The following is a 14,200-nucleotide window of genomic DNA, read 5'->3' as shown; positions in this document are numbered from 1 at the left end:
ATGGTGATGCCCGGCGACAATGTGAACCTGACCGTGGAACTGATCGCCCCGATCGCCATGGAAGACGGCCTGCGCTTCGCCATCCGCGAAGGTGGCCGCACCGTCGGCGCCGGCGTGGTCAGCAAGATCCTCGACTAACGGTTATTGATCCGCTGCCGTCGCCCTGATCCGGCGACGGCGGCTTTTTATGGGTAAAGAACGATGGAAGCGCAAAATATTCGCATTCGGCTGAAGGCGTTTGATCACCGGGTCCTGGACCAGGCCACCGGCGAGATCGCCAATACAGCCAAGCGTACGGGCGCCATGGTCCGCGGGCCGATTCCGATGCCGACCCGAATCGAGAAGTTCACTGTGCTGCGGGGGCCGCATATCAACAAGAAGGCCCGTGAGCAGTTCGAGATGCGGACTCACAAGCGCCTGCTGGACATTGTGGACCCGACGCCCCAGACCGTGGACGCGCTGATGAAGCTCGACCTCGCCTCTGGCGTCGATGTCGAAATCAAGCTGCAGGGATGAGCGCCATGCGTACGGGTTTGATTGCAAAAAAAGTGGGCATGACCCGCGTCTTCGATGACGCAGGGCGCCATGTACCCGTGACGGTTCTCCAGCTGGACAAGCTGCAGGTCGTTGCACATCGCACTGAAGAAAAAGACGGTTATACCGCGCTGCAACTGGGCGCGGGTCAGGCCAAGGTCAAGAACGTCACCAAGCCGATGCGCGGCCATTTCGCCAAGAGCGAGGTGGAGCCCCGTGCCAAGCTGGTCGAGTTCCGCGTGGACGCCGATCACCTGGTTGACGTGGGCGCCGAACTGACGGCGGATCACTTCGTCAAGGGCCAGAAGATCGATGTTGTGGGCACCACCAAGGGTCGCGGCTTTGCCGGGGCCATGAAGCGCCACAATTTCGGCGGTCTGCGGGCCACCCACGGCGTATCCGTGGCGCACCGCAGCCATGGCTCCACCGGTCAATGCCAGGACCCCGGCAAGGTGTTCAAGGGCAAGAAGATGGCCGGGCACATGGGTGATCGTCGCGTGACGGTGCAGAATCTTGAAGTGGTTGACGCACGGCCCGAAGACGGCCTGCTTCTGGTGCGCGGCGGTGTGCCGGGTGCCAAGCAGGGCTGGCTTCTGGTGTCCGACGCCGTCAAGGCCGAGCTGCCGGAAGACGCGCCGAAACCGGCCGCTTTCCGCATGGCTGACGCCCCCGCTGCCGCCGATGCGGCGCCGAGCGAGGATGCGCCCGCCGAGGCACCGGCCACCGAGAACGAGGAATAACGTCATGAAGACGAAACTTCTCACACTGGACGCCAGCGAGAGCGGCGACATCGATCTCGATGACGCCATCTTCGGCGTCACCCCCCGGGCAGACATTCTGCACCGGGTGGTTAACTGGCAGCTTGCCAAGCGCCGGGCGGGAACCCATGCGGTTCAGTTCCGTTCCGACGTGTCGCGCACCGGCAAGAAGTTCGGTCGCCAGAAAGGGAGCGGCGGCGCACGCCACGGTTCCCGGCGGTCCAACATCTTTGTGGGTGGCGGTCGTGCCTTTGGCCCGATTCCGCGGGACCATGGCCACAAGCTGCCGAAAAAGGTACGCGAACTCGGCCTGAAGACGGCGCTCAGCGCCAAACAGGCCGAAGGCAAGCTTATCGTGCTGGACAGCGCCGAGCTGGACAGCGGCAAGACCAAGGACCTGAAGGTTCGGCTGGAAAAGCTTGGTGCCATCAACGCGCTGATCATTGACGGCGCGGAGGTGAACGACAGCTTCAAGCGCGCGGCGGCAAACCTGCCCACCGTGGACGTACTGCCGAGCCAGGGTGCCAATGTGTACGACATCATCCGTCGCGACACGCTGGTTCTCACCAAGGCTGCGGTCGCCAAACTTCAGGAGAGGCTGAAATGACTGAGCTCAAGCATTATGACGTGATCCTGAGCCCGGTCATCACCGAAAAGGCGACCCTTGGCTCCGAGAACAATCAGGTGACCTTCAATGTGGCCCGCAATGCGACCAAGCCGGAAATTAAGGCAGCGGTCGAGGGGCTTTTCGATGTGAAGGTGGCGAAGGTCAACACGTTGAACCGTAAAGGCAAAACCAAGCGCTTCCGCGGCATTACGGGGCGTCGCCCCAATGTCAAGAAGGCGATGGTGACGCTGAAAGACGGGTTCAGCATTGACGTGACGACGGGGGTATAACCCATGGCACTCAAGCAATATAAGCCGTCAACACCGGCACAGCGTGGCCTGGTGATCGTGAAGCGCGACGGGCTTCACAGCGGCAAGCCGGTCAAGAAATTGACCGAGGGTCTGACGTCCAAGGGCGGCCGGAACAACACCGGTCGCATCACCGCGCGGCGTCGTGGCGGGGGTGTCAAGCGCACCTACCGCAAGATCGACTTCAAGCGCGCCAAGCTGGACATGACGGCCACGGTGGAGCGGCTGGAATACGATCCCAACCGCACTGCCTTTATCGCTCTTGTGAAATATGAGGACGGCGAGCTGTCCTATATCCTGGCACCCCAGCGCCTGGCGCCGGGTGATCAGGTGGTGGCGGCCCTTGAGGCGGACGTGAAGCCCGGCAATGCCATGCAGCTTCGCAAGATGCCCGTGGGCACCATCGTCCACAATGTGGAGATGAAGCCCGGCAAGGGGGGGCAACTGGCCCGTGCCGCCGGTGCCTATGCCCAACTGATCGGGCGCGACCGTGGCTATGCCCAGTTGCGTCTGAATTCGGGCGAGGTGCGGCTGGTGCGCCAGGAGTGCTTTGCCACGGTGGGCGCCGTGTCCAACCCGGACAACCAGAACATCAAGCTCGCCAAGGCGGGGCGCAGCCGCTGGCTGGGGCGCCGTCCGAGCGTGCGCGGCGTAGCCATGAACCCGGTCGATCACCCGCATGGTGGTGGTGAGGGTCGCACCTCCGGCGGTCGCCATCCGGTGACGCCGTGGGGCAAGCCCACAAAGGGCAAGCGGACCCGCACCAACAAGGCGACCGACAAACTCATCATCCGGTCGCGCCACGACCGCAAGAAGCGCTAAGGAGTCTCTCGTCATGGCACGATCCGTATGGAAAGGCCCCTTTGTGGACATGCACCTGCTGAAAAAGGTGGACGGGGCGGTTGAAAGCGGCAAGACCAACGCGACGATCAAGACCTGGTCGCGTCGTTCGGTCATCATGCCGCAGTTCGTCGGTCTGACCTTCAATGTCTACAACGGGCAGAAGTTCATCCCCGTCTATGTGACGGAAGAGATGGTGGGCCACAAACTGGGTGAGTTCGCGCCGAGCCGCACCTATTACGGCCACGCCGCGGACAAGAAAGCGAAGAGGAAGTAACCGTGGGCAAGAAAGCTGCAAAACGCCGTCTGGCGGATACCGAAGCAGTGGCCACCGCCACGACGCTTCGCGGCTCGCCCCAGAAACTGAACCTGGTGGCGGCCAGCATTCGCGGTATGTCGGTTGAGAAAGCGTTGACGTCGCTTGAATTCAACCGGCGCCGCGCCGCGGGTGATGTGCGGAAGGTTCTTCAATCCGCCATCGCCAATGCCGAAAACAATCACAATCTGGACGTCGACAGTCTTGTCGTCGCCGAGGCCACCGTGGGTAAGGCGCTCGTCATGAAGCGCTTCCGTCCGCGGGCGCGGGGCCGGGTCGGCAAGATCTTGAAGCCGTTCAGCCGTCTGCGCATCGTCGTGCGCGAAGTTGAGGAGACTGCATAATGGGTCAGAAAGTAAGCCCCGTCGGTCTGCGCCTGGGTGTGAACCGCACCTGGGAATCACGCTGGTACGCCGATGGCGAGGAATACGCCGACCTGCTGCACGAGGATCTGCGCATCCGGTCCTTCATCCAGAAGGAAATGGCCCAGGCGAGCATCTCCCGCGTGGTGATCGAACGGCCTGCCAAGAAATGCCGCGTGACCATCTATTCGGCGCGTCCGGGGGTGATCATCGGCAAGAAGGGCGCCGATATCGAGAAGCTGCGCCGCAAGGTGGCCGGCTTGACCACGGCCGAGGTGAGCCTGAACATCGTCGAGATCCGCAAGCCGGAACTGGATGCTCAGCTCATCGGCGACAATCTGGCACAGCAGCTTGAGCGTCGCGTTGCGTTCCGTCGGGCCATGAAGCGGGCGGTGCAGAACACCATGCGGCTCGGTGCCGAAGGTGTGCGCATCAATGCCGGTGGCCGTCTTGGCGGTGCCGAGATCGCGCGCACGGAATGGTACCGCGAAGGCCGTGTGCCGCTGCATACCCTGCGTGCGGACATCGATTATGGTGTCAGCCGGGCCTATACCGCCTATGGCGTTTGCGGCATCAAGGTCTGGGTGTTCAAGGGCGAGATCATGGAACACGACCCCATGGCCCATGAGCGGCGCATCAATGAAGCACAGCAAGCTGGCGGCCCCTCTCGCCGTTGAGCGTGAGGCCGATTTAGGAGCAAGACGCCATGTTGCAACCGAAACGCACCAAATTCCGCCGCGCGCACAAGGGCCGTATCCACGGCAAGGCGAAGGGCGGTACCGAAGTGACCTTCGGCTCGTATGGTCTGAAGGCCATGGACCCGGGCCGTATCACGGCCCGCCAGATCGAAGCCGCCCGCCGTGCCATGACCCGGCACATGAAGCGGGCCGGCAAGGTCTGGATCCGGATCTTCCCGGATGTCCCGGTTTCCTCCAAGCCCACCGAGGTTCGGATGGGTAAGGGTAAAGGGGCCCCCGAATTCTGGGCCGCCCGGGTAAAGCCCGGTCGTGTCATGTTTGAAATTGACGGCGTGTCCGAAGAACTGGCACGCGGGGCGTTTGAACGCGCCGCCGCGAAGCTGCCGGTTGGTACGCGTATCGTCACCCGGATGCATTAGAGCGGAGTGAGAGCAATGAAGGCAGCAGATCTTCGTGCCAAGACCTCGGACGAGCTCCGTGATGAGCTGGCGGGCCTGAAGAAAGAGCAGTTCAATCTGCGCTTTCAGGCGGCAAGCGGCCAGCTTGAGAACACGGCTCGCGTCCGGGAAATCCGTCGGGATATCGCACGGATCAAGACGATTCTCGGCCAGCAGGCCGAGGGGTAAGGAGAAACACCCATGCCGAAGCGTATATTGCAAGGGACCGTGGTCAGCGACAAGGGCGATAAAACCGTCGTTGTGCGGGTGGAGCGCCGGGAACGGCATCCGATCCTTGACAAAATCGTGCGTAGGACTAAGAAGTTCCACGCTCACGACGAGAACAACCAGGTAAAGGTTGGGGACGATGTTCGCATCGAGGAATGCCGTCCCGTTTCAAAACTGAAGAGCTGGCGGGTGGTGTCCGGCTAGTCCCGTGCGGGACTGGTCAGGGGCGCTTTTCGCTCAGCCGCAATAACAAGGGGTCAAACCCATGATTCAAATGCAGACGAACCTCGAGGTGGCCGATAACTCCGGGGCCAAGAGGGTGCAGTGCATTAAGGTCCTTGGTGGATCGAAACGGAAAACGGCCGGAGTAGGCGACATCATTGTCGTCTCCGTTAAGGAAGCGATCCCGCGGGGTCGCGTGAAAAAAGGTGACGTGCATCGCGCTGTTATCGTTCGGACGGCAAAGGAACTGCGCCGCCCCGATGGCACCAGCATTCGCTTTGACCGCAACGCGGCCGTCCTCGTCAACAAGAACCACGAGCCGATCGGTACCCGTATCTTCGGCCCGGTGGTTCGTGAACTGCGTGCGAAAAAGCAGATGAAGATCATCTCGCTGGCACCGGAGGTGTTGTAATGGCCGCAAAGCTGAAAAAAGGCGACAAGGTCGTCGTGATTGCCGGCAAGGACAAGGGCAAGCGCGGCGAAATCCAGACAGTGCTGCCCAAGGAGGGCCGGGCGCTGGTATCCGGCGTCAATCTGGTGAAGAAGCACAACCGGCCCAGCCAGGTCTCCGCCGGTGGCATCGAGACCAAGGAAGCGCTCATCCAGTTGTCCAATCTCATGATTGAGGACCCCAAAGACGGCAAGCCGACGCGAGTCGGTTTCAAGGAAGCCGACGGCAAGAAGGTCCGCTTCGCCAAGAAGTCCGGGGAGATGATTGATGGCTAATGCGATGCCGCGTATGCGCGAACTCTATGAAGGAACTGTTCGGAACGCGCTTTCCGAAGAGTTCGGGTACAAGAACCCCATGCAGATCCCCCGGCTTGAAAAGGTCGTGATCAATATGGGCGTGGGCGAAGCGGTCGCTGACCGCAAAAAGGTGGACAACGCCGCCGAGGAACTGACCCGGATCGCCGGCCAGAAGCCGGTTATCACGCGGGCCCGCAAGTCGATTGCCGGCTTCAAGGTGCGTGAGGGCATGGCGCTCGGCGTGAAAGTCACACTGCGCCGCGAACGTATGTACGAGTTCCTTGACCGGCTGGTGACGATCGCCCTGCCGCGGCTGAGGGACTTTCAGGGCGTTTCCCCGAAGTCCTTTGACGGGCGCGGCAATTATGCGCTCGGCGTCAAGGAACAAATCGTCTTCCCCGAAGTGGACTATGACAAGGTCGACGAAGTTCGGGGTATGGACATCGTGATCTGCACCACGGCCCAGACGGACGAGGAAGCGCGCGCGCTCCTCAAGGGCTTTAATCTGCCGTTCCGTCAGTAGGCCAAGGAGGGTTTAGAAATGGCAAAGAAAAGCGCCATCGAAAAGAACAAGCGCCGTCAGCGCCTGGCCAGCAAATATGCTGCCAAGCGCGCCGAGCTGAAGGCGAAGATTTATGACAAGTCGCTGCCGGAGGAAGACCGGTGGATGGCATCGCTGGAGCTGGCAAAGCTGCCGCGCAATTCGTCCCAGACGCGGGTTCGCAACCGGTGTGAAGTGACCGGGCGCCCGCGTGGATATTATCGCAAATTCAAGATGTCCCGGATCGGGCTGCGTGACCTTGGGTCCGCAGGCCAGGTGCCCGGCATCGTGAAGTCCAGCTGGTAAGGAGGACGAACACATGTCGATGTCCGATCCGATCAGCGATATGCTGACGCGCATCCGCAACGGCCTTCAGGCCCGCAAAGCCAATGTGTCCACGCCCTCCTCGAAAGTTCGGGAGCGCATTCTGGACGTGCTGGAGCGGGAAGGCTTCATCCGCGGTTATGAGAAGCGGGAGATTTCCAACAACCGGGCGGAGCTGGATATTCAGCTCAAATATCACGAGGGGCAGCCGGTCATTCAGACCATCCGCCGCGTGTCCACGCCCGGTCGCCGGGTTTACAGCTCGGTGAAGGATCTGCCGCGGGTTCACAACGGCCTCGGTATCTCCGTGGTTTCCACGCCCAAGGGTGTTCTGTCCGACGCGGAAGCGCGGGAGAGCAATGTGGGCGGTGAAATCCTGTGCACCGTGCTTTAGTGACAAGGAAAGGGTAATCCAATGTCCCGTATCGGTAAAAAACCCATCGCCGTACCGGCTGGTGTGACCGTTTCCTTGGACGGTGCGGACTTTTCGGTAAAAGGGCCCAAGGGCGAAATGTCCATGTCCTTCGTGCCGGAAGTCACGGTCACACAGGAAAACGATGCCATCACGGTGGCGCCCAAGGACCAGACCAAGCGTGCCCGCTCCATGTGGGGTATGCAGCGGACCATGGTGCAGAACCTGGTGGATGGTGTCACCACGGGCTTCAGCCGCAAGCTGCAGCTCAGTGGTGTGGGCTACCGCGCTCAGATGAAGGGCAGCACGCTCAATCTGCAGCTCGGCTACAGCCACGACATCGAGTTTCCGGTGCCGGAAGGCATTACCATCGAGACCCCGGATCAGACCACCGTGGTGGTCGCCGGCATGAACAAGCAACTCGTGGGCGAAACCGCCGCGAAAATCCGCGAGATGCGCAAGCCGGAACCCTACAAGGGTAAAGGGGTCAAATATGAAGGCGAATATATCTTCCGCAAGGAAGGCAAGAAGAAGTAACGGGTGGCAATAATGGCTTCTGGAAAAGCTCTTTTCGATCGGCGCCGCACGCGCACCCGCAGCCAACTTCGCAAGAAGGCTGCTGACCGGCCGCGCCTTTCGGTACACCGGACGAACATGCACATTTATGCGCAGGTGATTGACGACAGCAAAGGGGTGACGGTTGCCGCCGCCTCGACGCTGGACAAAAGCCTGCGGGACGGTGCGACGTCCAACATCAACGCTGCAACCGGCGTCGGCAAGCTGATTGCCGAGCGGGCGGCACAGGCCGGCGTCAAATCGGTTGTCTTCGACCGTGGTGGCTTCATCTACCACGGCCGCGTCAAGGCATTGGCCGATGCGGCGCGCGAAGGCGGCCTGGACTTCTAATCACGAGACACAGGAAAAGGATGTCCAATGGCACGCCCTGATAAAAATCGCGAAGAAAGTGAACTGGTCGAGAACCTGGTCCACATCAATCGTGTGGCCAAGGTTGTCAAAGGTGGCCGTCGGTTCGGCTTTGCCGCGCTCGTGGTCGTGGGTGACCAGCGTGGCCGGGTCGGGTTCGGCAGCGGCAAGGCCCGGGAGGTTCCCGAGGCGATCCGCAAGGCCACGGAAGCGGCCAAGAAAACCATGATCCGGGTTCCCCTGCGGGAAGGCCGCACCCTGCACCATGACATCAAAGGTCGGCATGGTGCGGGCAAGGTGCTGATCCGCTCCGCGGAGCCGGGTACCGGGATCATTGCCGGTGGTCCGATGCGGGCCGTGTTCGAGGCGCTCGGCGTCCAGGACGTGGTGACCAAATCCACCGGGTCGGCCAATCCCTACAACATGATCCACGCTACCATGGATGCCCTGAAGCATCAGAACTCGCCGCGGCAGATCGCCGCCAAGCGGGGCAAGAAGGTGGCGGACATTGTGGCCCGCCGCGGTGACACCAAGCGGGAGCCGGGCGCCGAGGCCGCGGTTGCCGAGGCTGAGGCGGAGTAAGGACCCATGGCTGCAAGCAAGAAAACCATCACCGTAACCCAGACCGGGAGCCCGATCCGCCGTCAGGCGTGGCAGGCTGAAACCCTCAAGGGGCTCGGTCTGGGGCGTATCAATCGCACCCGCGAACTTGAAGACACCCCCGCCGTCCGCGGCATGGTGAACAAGGTTGCGCACCTGGTGCGCGTGGAAGACTGAACGCCGCGGGCGCAGGTTGGAGAGAACTGATGAAGCTGAATGAACTACGCGATAATAGCGGTGCCCGCGGCGAGCGGACCCGCGTCGGTCGCGGGATCGGCTCCGGCAAGGGCAAGACCGCTGGCAGCGGCCACAAAGGCCAGAAGGCGCGCTCCGGTGTGGCCATCAAGGGCTTTGAGGGCGGCCAGATGCCGATCTATCGCCGCCTGCCGAAGCGCGGTTTCAATGCCATCAATCCCAAGGAGTTCGCCGAGGTGAACACGGGCCGTCTTCAGCGGGCCGTGGATGCCGGGCGGATCAAGGATGGTGACAGCCTGGACGAAAAGGCGCTGGTGGAAGCGGGCCTGGTGAAACGGGTTCGTGACGGCATTCGCCTGCTCGGCAAGGGCGAGATCAAGGCCAAGCTGACCCTGACCGTGACCGGCGCCAGCAAGGGCGCCGTGGAAGCGGTTGAAAAGGCCGGTGGGTCCGTCACCGTGACGGGCAAGTAACAATGATCCGGGCCGGGGCGATGTCGCCCCGGTCCTTTTTCGGGTAGCTGGAGAGGGCACTTATGGCATCCGCTGCGGAGCAACTGGCGGCCAATATCAGTTGGTCTTCCTTTTCGAAGGCCAGCGAATTGAAGAAGCGCATCTGGTTTGTGCTGGGTGCGCTCGTCGTTTATCGCCTGTGCACCTATGTGCCGCTGCCGGGGATCGACGGCGCGGCGCTGGAGACCATGTTCTCCAACATGCGCGGCGGCTTTCTGGACGTGGTCAACACCTTCTCCGGCGGGGCGTTGCAGCGTATGTCGATCATCGCGCTGAACATCATGCCCTATATCTCCGCCTCCATCATCATGCAGCTCCTCACCTCCATGAGCGACCGGCTGGGTCAGCTCAAGAAGGAAGGGGAGCAGGGCCGTAAGAAGATCAACCAGTACACCCGCTATGGCACCGTGCTGCTCACCCTGGTGCAGGGCTATGGCCTGGCCGCCGGGCTTGAAGGGCAACAGGGCGTGGTGGTGGACCCGGGCTGGTTCTTCCGTTTCACCACGGTGGTAACGCTGATCGGTGGCACGATGTTCCTGGTCTGGCTGGGTGAGCAGATCACCCAGCGCGGCATCGGCAACGGCATTTCGCTGATCATTTTTGCCGGTATCGTGGCCGAACTGCCGGGCACGCTGGCTCAGGCGTTCGAGCTGAACCGCGCGGGTTCCATGTCGCTGGCGGTGCTGCTGGCCATGCTGATCGGGGCCGTGGCGCTGATCTGGTTCATTGTTTTCAACGAGCGCGCCCAGCGCCGCGTGGTGGTGCAGTATCCCAAGCGGCAGCAGGGGAACAAGATGTTCCAGGGCGATCGCTCTCACCTGCCGCTGAAGCTGAACATGGCCGGTGTCATCCCGCCCATTTTCGCCAGCTCGCTGTTGCTGATGCCGCTCACGGTGGCCGGGTTTGATCAGGGCGGCGCCACCGGCGGCGTGCTGTCGGCGATCACCGCCTATCTGGCACCGGGCAAGCCGCTCTATATCGCGCTTTATGTGGTGCTGATCGTCTTCTTCTGCTTTTTCTACACCGCCATTCAGTTCAACCCGGACGACACGGCGGACAATCTGAAAAAGCATGGCGGTTATGTGCCCGGCATCCGCCCCGGCAAGCGCACCGCCCAATATCTGGACCATGTGCTGACCCGCCTGACCGTGATCGGCTCAGCCTATCTGTCGGTGGTATGCGTTATCCCGGAGATCCTGATTTCGCAATCGTCCGTGCCGTTCTATCTGGGCGGCACCAGCCTTCTTATCGTGGTGAACGTGACCATGGATACGGTCAGCCAGATTCACAGCCATCTGATGGCGCAGCAATATGAGGGGCTGCTGAAGAAAGCCAAGCTGAAAGGGGGCCGCCGGTGATAGTAATTCTGTTCGGACCACCGGGTGCGGGCAAGGGCACACAGGCCCAGCGCCTGGAGAAGCAGCGCGGTCTGGTGCAGTTGTCCACCGGGGACATGCTGCGCGCCGCCGTGCGCAATCAGACCGAGTTGGGCCAGCAGGCGAAGGCGGCCATGGATGCGGGCGCCCTGGTATCCGACGATATCATGATCGGCATCATCCGGGATCGTATCCAGCAGGATGATTGCAGGAACGGCTTTATCCTGGACGGCTTCCCCCGCACGCGCGCCCAGGCCGAGGCGCTGGATGACATGCTGGCGGACCTGGGCTGGACCCTGGATCGGGTGATCGAGATTCGCGTTGATGACGACGTGCTGGCGGATCGGATCGCGGGCCGTTATAGCTGTGGGGAGTGCGGCGAAGGCTATCACGACAGCGCCAAGCCGCCGAAAAAGGCGGGCGTGTGTGATGTCTGCGGCGCGACCGAGTTCACCCGGCGCAAGGACGACAACCGGGAGACGGTCAAGAAACGTCTGGCGGCCTATCATGCGGATACGGCGCCGGTCCTGCCCTACTATGAGGAAAAGGGTTTGTTGAGCCGGGTTGATGGCATGGCGCCCATCGACGCGGTGGCAACAGAAATCGACGCCGTCCTGGACGGCTAAAAAACTGTTCGTCGGCGGTTGACGGGGCAGGGGTTATTCCTATAATCCCCGGCTTCAATGCGTCCGACGGATGCGTGGAAAAGTTTGTACCATACGAACAAAGATCAGGAGAAACGGTCGTGGCGCGTATTGCAGGCGTGAACATTCCGACCAATAAACGGGTCGAAATCGCTCTGACCTATATTCATGGGATCGGGCATACCACCGCCAAGAAGATTTGTGCGGAACTCGGCATTCCGGCGGAGCGCCGGGTGCATCAGATGACGGAATCGGAAGTGGTCGGCCTGCGTGAGGCCATCGACCGCGACCATACGGTTGAAGGCGACCTGCGCCGGGAAGTGGCGATGAACATCAAGCGCCTGATGGACCTGAAGTCCTATCGGGGCCTGCGTCATCGTAACAAGCTGCCGGTTCGTGGCCAGCGCACGCATACCAATGCGCGCACCCGCAAGGGCAAGGCCGTTCCGATCGCCGGCAAGAAGAAATAAGTACCTCGGTTGAACTCGGCTTTTTGATAAACGAATCGCCGTTTAGGGCCACCAGAAAAAGGGTCTGCTAGAGATGGCAAAGGCAAAAGAACAGGGGCGCATGAAGCGCCGCGAGCGTAAGAACATTTCCAATGGCGTTGCCCATGTGAACGCCACCTTCAACAATACCATGATCACCATCACGGACGTGCAGGGTAACGCAATCTCCTGGTCCTCTGCCGGCATGATGGGGTTCAAGGGGTCTCGCAAGTCAACGCCCTATGCGGCGCAGATGGCGGCGGAAGATGCCGGTAAAAAGGCACAGGACCATGGCATGAGGGCGCTGGAAGTTGAAGTGAAGGGGCCTGGCGCGGGGCGTGAATCCGCCCTGCGTGCCCTTCAGTCGATCGGATTTGCGATTTCCAGCATCCGGGATGTGACCGCGATTCCGCACAATGGTGTGCGGCCGCCCAAGCGGCGTCGGGTCTAAGCACGGCATTGGGTTGCGGGCCGCCCCACAAGGGGGCGGTCGCGCGCGCCTGCGGCACCTTTTTATACGAGGTTTCATCGTGATCCAGAAGAACTGGCAAGAACTTATCAAACCCAACGGCTTGAACATCGAGCCGGGCGCCGATCCTCTGCGCAAGGCCAAACTGGTCGTGGAGCCGCTGGAACGGGGCTATGGCATGACGCTGGGCAACGCCCTGCGCCGGGTTCTCCTGTCCTCGCTGCAGGGTGGTGCGGTTACCAGCATCCAGGTGGAGGGCGTTCTGCATGAATTTTCCTCCGTCTCCGGCGTGCGGGAAGACGTGACCGACATCGTGCTGAATGTGAAGCAGTTGCCCGTGCGGGTGACCAGCGATGGCATCAAGCGCCTGCACCTGACGGCGACGGGCCCCGGCCCGGTGACCGCGGGTCAGATCAGCGAGACCGCCGATGTGGAGGTGCTGGACAAGGATCTGGTACTCTGCCATCTGGATGAGGGCGCCACGCTCAACATGGATCTTACCGTTTCCAGCGGCAAGGGCTATGTGCCGGCGGATCGCAACCGCCCTGATGATGCGCCGATCGGGCTTATCCCGGTCGATGCCCTGTACAGCCCCGTGAAACGGGTCAGCTACAAGGTGGAGAACACCCGCGAGGGGCAGGTTCTGGACTATGATAAGCTGACCATGGAAGTGGAAACGGACGGCACGGTGACCCCGGAAGATGCGCTGGCCTATGCCGCCCGCATCCTTCAGGATCAACTGAGCGTCTTCATCAATTTCGACGAGCCGGAAGAGGCCCGTGTGCGTGAAGACGAGGACGAGCCGGAAGTGAACCGCCAGCTTCTGCGCAAGGTTGACGAACTGGAGCTTTCCGTGCGTTCGGCCAACTGCCTGAAGAACGACAATATCGTCTATATCGGCGATCTGGTTCAGAAGACCGAGGCGGAAATGCTGCGCACGCCGAACTTTGGCCGCAAATCGCTGAACGAGATCAAAGAGGTGCTGTCCACCATGGGGCTGCGCCTTGGCATGGAACTGCCGAACTGGCCGCCCGAGAATATCGAGGAACTGGCCAAGAAAATGGAACAGGACTACTAGGGACCAATCGCCTGGTGGCGCCGCGCGGGAGCGCCGCCCACACGGGACTGAAGGAGACGAGCCATGCGTCATCGCAAAGCCGGCCGCAAACTGAATCGCACATCAAGCCACCGCAAGGCCATGTTCATGAACATGGCTCAGGCGCTGCTCAAGCACGAGCAGATCGTGACCACGCTGCCCAAGGCCAAGGAACTTCGCCCGGTGGTGGAAAAACTCATCACTCTGGCCAAAAAGGGCGGCCTGAGCAATCGGCGCCTTGCCATTGCCCGCCTGCAGGACAGGGATCTGGTAACCAAGCTGTTCGACGAGCTGGCCGAACGTTACAAGGACCGTCCGGGCGGTTATGCCCGCGTCCTGAAAGCGGGCTATCGGTACGGCGACAACGCCCCCATGGCGGTGATTGAGCTGGTTGACCGCAACGAGGACGCCAAGGGCCAGGATAGCGGCCCCACCGCGGAACAACAGGAAGAAGACGCGGCCTGACAGCCAGGGCCAGCGGATGCACGCGGGGCGTGCGTTCTTCCGCCGCGCTACGGTGCGGATCATGCGACAAGGGGCGGGCTCCATCCGGGGGCGCGCC

General features: G+C 61.7%; 28 protein-coding genes. All 28 read left to right on the top strand.

Annotated features, from left to right (window positions below; all coding sequences use genetic code 11):
- The coding region (locus WGH93_RS11520; RefSeq protein WP_445530153.1) for an EF-Tu C-terminal domain-related protein at positions 1-138 on the top strand (138 nt) is incomplete at its 5' end.
- Positions 139-201: 63 nt separating this feature from the next.
- The gene (rpsJ, locus tag WGH93_RS11515) at positions 202-516 is read left to right on the top strand and encodes a 30S ribosomal protein S10 (RefSeq protein WP_374765036.1); all 315 of its coding nucleotides are present in this window, start codon (positions 202-204) and stop codon (positions 514-516) included.
- Positions 517-521: 5 nt separating this feature from the next.
- A complete protein-coding gene (gene rplC / locus WGH93_RS11510) occupies positions 522-1,274 on the top strand; it encodes a 50S ribosomal protein L3 (protein WP_374765035.1) in 753 nt (250 codons plus the stop codon).
- A gap of 4 nt (positions 1,275-1,278) precedes the next feature.
- The gene (gene rplD / locus WGH93_RS11505) at positions 1,279-1,899 is read left to right on the top strand and encodes a 50S ribosomal protein L4 (protein WP_374765034.1); all 621 of its coding nucleotides are present in this window, start codon (positions 1,279-1,281) and stop codon (positions 1,897-1,899) included.
- On the top strand, positions 1,896-2,189 hold the full coding sequence (locus WGH93_RS11500) for a 50S ribosomal protein L23 (protein WP_374765033.1): 294 nt from the start codon (positions 1,896-1,898) through the stop codon (positions 2,187-2,189). Before rplD ends, WGH93_RS11500 begins: the two co-directional genes overlap by 4 nt.
- Before the next feature lie 3 nt (positions 2,190-2,192).
- Positions 2,193-3,029: a 50S ribosomal protein L2 gene (gene rplB, locus WGH93_RS11495; protein WP_374765032.1), complete on the top strand. Its 837-nt coding sequence runs from the start codon at positions 2,193-2,195 to the stop codon at positions 3,027-3,029.
- A gap of 13 nt (positions 3,030-3,042) precedes the next feature.
- Entirely contained in the window at positions 3,043-3,324 is a 282-nt protein-coding gene (gene rpsS, locus WGH93_RS11490) for a 30S ribosomal protein S19 (RefSeq protein ID WP_374765031.1), read from the top strand.
- Positions 3,325-3,326: 2 nt separating this feature from the next.
- Entirely contained in the window at positions 3,327-3,707 is a 381-nt protein-coding gene (rplV, locus tag WGH93_RS11485) for a 50S ribosomal protein L22 (protein WP_374765030.1), read from the top strand.
- A complete protein-coding gene (rpsC, locus tag WGH93_RS11480; RefSeq protein WP_374765029.1) occupies positions 3,707-4,402 on the top strand; it encodes a 30S ribosomal protein S3 in 696 nt (231 codons plus the stop codon). Before rplV ends, rpsC begins: the two co-directional genes overlap by 1 nt.
- A 29-nt stretch (positions 4,403-4,431) precedes the next feature.
- Positions 4,432-4,842 carry a 50S ribosomal protein L16 gene (gene rplP, locus WGH93_RS11475; protein ID WP_374765028.1) on the top strand — a complete coding sequence of 137 codons (411 nt, stop codon included), beginning with the start codon at positions 4,432-4,434 and terminating at the stop codon, positions 4,840-4,842.
- 15 nt (positions 4,843-4,857) lie between these two features.
- A complete protein-coding gene (rpmC, locus tag WGH93_RS11470; RefSeq protein ID WP_374765027.1) occupies positions 4,858-5,049 on the top strand; it encodes a 50S ribosomal protein L29 in 192 nt (63 codons plus the stop codon).
- A 12-nt stretch (positions 5,050-5,061) separates the two neighbouring features.
- The gene (gene rpsQ / locus WGH93_RS11465; protein ID WP_374765026.1) at positions 5,062-5,292 is read left to right on the top strand and encodes a 30S ribosomal protein S17; all 231 of its coding nucleotides are present in this window, start codon (positions 5,062-5,064) and stop codon (positions 5,290-5,292) included.
- A gap of 61 nt (positions 5,293-5,353) precedes the next feature.
- Positions 5,354-5,722: a 50S ribosomal protein L14 gene (rplN, locus tag WGH93_RS11460; protein ID WP_374765025.1), complete on the top strand. Its 369-nt coding sequence runs from the start codon at positions 5,354-5,356 to the stop codon at positions 5,720-5,722.
- Entirely contained in the window at positions 5,722-6,036 is a 315-nt protein-coding gene (gene rplX / locus WGH93_RS11455; protein WP_374765024.1) for a 50S ribosomal protein L24, read from the top strand. Before rplN ends, rplX begins: the two co-directional genes overlap by 1 nt.
- Complete coding sequence (rplE, locus tag WGH93_RS11450; RefSeq protein WP_374765023.1) at positions 6,029-6,580, top strand: 50S ribosomal protein L5; 552 nt, start codon at positions 6,029-6,031, stop codon at positions 6,578-6,580. Before rplX ends, rplE begins: the two co-directional genes overlap by 8 nt.
- An 18-nt stretch (positions 6,581-6,598) precedes the next feature.
- Complete coding sequence (gene rpsN, locus WGH93_RS11445; protein ID WP_374765022.1) at positions 6,599-6,904, top strand: 30S ribosomal protein S14; 306 nt, start codon at positions 6,599-6,601, stop codon at positions 6,902-6,904.
- Positions 6,905-6,917: 13 nt separating this feature from the next.
- Positions 6,918-7,316 (top strand): 30S ribosomal protein S8, encoded by a 399-nt coding sequence (gene rpsH, locus WGH93_RS11440; protein WP_374765021.1) that lies wholly within the window; start codon positions 6,918-6,920, stop codon positions 7,314-7,316.
- A gap of 21 nt (positions 7,317-7,337) precedes the next feature.
- On the top strand, positions 7,338-7,871 hold the full coding sequence (gene rplF, locus WGH93_RS11435; RefSeq protein ID WP_374765020.1) for a 50S ribosomal protein L6: 534 nt from the start codon (positions 7,338-7,340) through the stop codon (positions 7,869-7,871).
- 12 nt (positions 7,872-7,883) lie between these two features.
- Positions 7,884-8,240 (top strand): 50S ribosomal protein L18, encoded by a 357-nt coding sequence (rplR, locus tag WGH93_RS11430; protein ID WP_374765019.1) that lies wholly within the window; start codon positions 7,884-7,886, stop codon positions 8,238-8,240.
- Positions 8,241-8,267: 27 nt separating this feature from the next.
- A complete protein-coding gene (gene rpsE, locus WGH93_RS11425; RefSeq protein WP_374765018.1) occupies positions 8,268-8,840 on the top strand; it encodes a 30S ribosomal protein S5 in 573 nt (190 codons plus the stop codon).
- Between the two features lie 6 nt (positions 8,841-8,846).
- Positions 8,847-9,035 (top strand): 50S ribosomal protein L30, encoded by a 189-nt coding sequence (gene rpmD, locus WGH93_RS11420; protein WP_374765017.1) that lies wholly within the window; start codon positions 8,847-8,849, stop codon positions 9,033-9,035.
- 29 nt (positions 9,036-9,064) lie between these two features.
- Positions 9,065-9,526, top strand: a complete 462-nt coding sequence (gene rplO / locus WGH93_RS11415; RefSeq protein WP_374765016.1) for a 50S ribosomal protein L15 — start codon at positions 9,065-9,067, stop codon at positions 9,524-9,526.
- Between the two features lie 62 nt (positions 9,527-9,588).
- The gene (gene secY, locus WGH93_RS11410) at positions 9,589-10,923 is read left to right on the top strand and encodes a preprotein translocase subunit SecY (protein ID WP_374765015.1); all 1,335 of its coding nucleotides are present in this window, start codon (positions 9,589-9,591) and stop codon (positions 10,921-10,923) included.
- Positions 10,920-11,567, top strand: coding sequence for an adenylate kinase (locus WGH93_RS11405; protein ID WP_374765014.1), 648 nt, complete (start codon positions 10,920-10,922; stop codon positions 11,565-11,567). The genes secY and WGH93_RS11405 overlap by 4 nt, the downstream gene beginning before the upstream one ends.
- Positions 11,568-11,686: 119 nt before the next feature.
- Positions 11,687-12,055 carry a 30S ribosomal protein S13 gene (rpsM, locus tag WGH93_RS11400; protein WP_374765013.1) on the top strand — a complete coding sequence of 123 codons (369 nt, stop codon included), beginning with the start codon at positions 11,687-11,689 and terminating at the stop codon, positions 12,053-12,055.
- Between the two features lie 73 nt (positions 12,056-12,128).
- A complete protein-coding gene (rpsK, locus tag WGH93_RS11395; protein ID WP_374765012.1) occupies positions 12,129-12,524 on the top strand; it encodes a 30S ribosomal protein S11 in 396 nt (131 codons plus the stop codon).
- A 79-nt stretch (positions 12,525-12,603) separates the two neighbouring features.
- A complete protein-coding gene (locus tag WGH93_RS11390; protein ID WP_374765011.1) occupies positions 12,604-13,620 on the top strand; it encodes a DNA-directed RNA polymerase subunit alpha in 1,017 nt (338 codons plus the stop codon).
- Positions 13,621-13,683: 63 nt separating this feature from the next.
- Positions 13,684-14,103 carry a 50S ribosomal protein L17 gene (gene rplQ / locus WGH93_RS11385; protein WP_374765010.1) on the top strand — a complete coding sequence of 140 codons (420 nt, stop codon included), beginning with the start codon at positions 13,684-13,686 and terminating at the stop codon, positions 14,101-14,103.
- Positions 14,104-14,200 lie beyond the last annotated feature (97 nt).

It is taken from the genome of Yunchengibacter salinarum (genome assembly GCF_037658235.1).
Classification (GTDB): domain Bacteria; phylum Pseudomonadota; class Alphaproteobacteria; order Sphingomonadales; family Kordiimonadaceae; genus Yunchengibacter; species Yunchengibacter salinarum.
The sequence above is the reverse complement of the archived record's forward strand: the minus strand, read 5'-3'. Positions and strand labels throughout refer to the sequence as shown.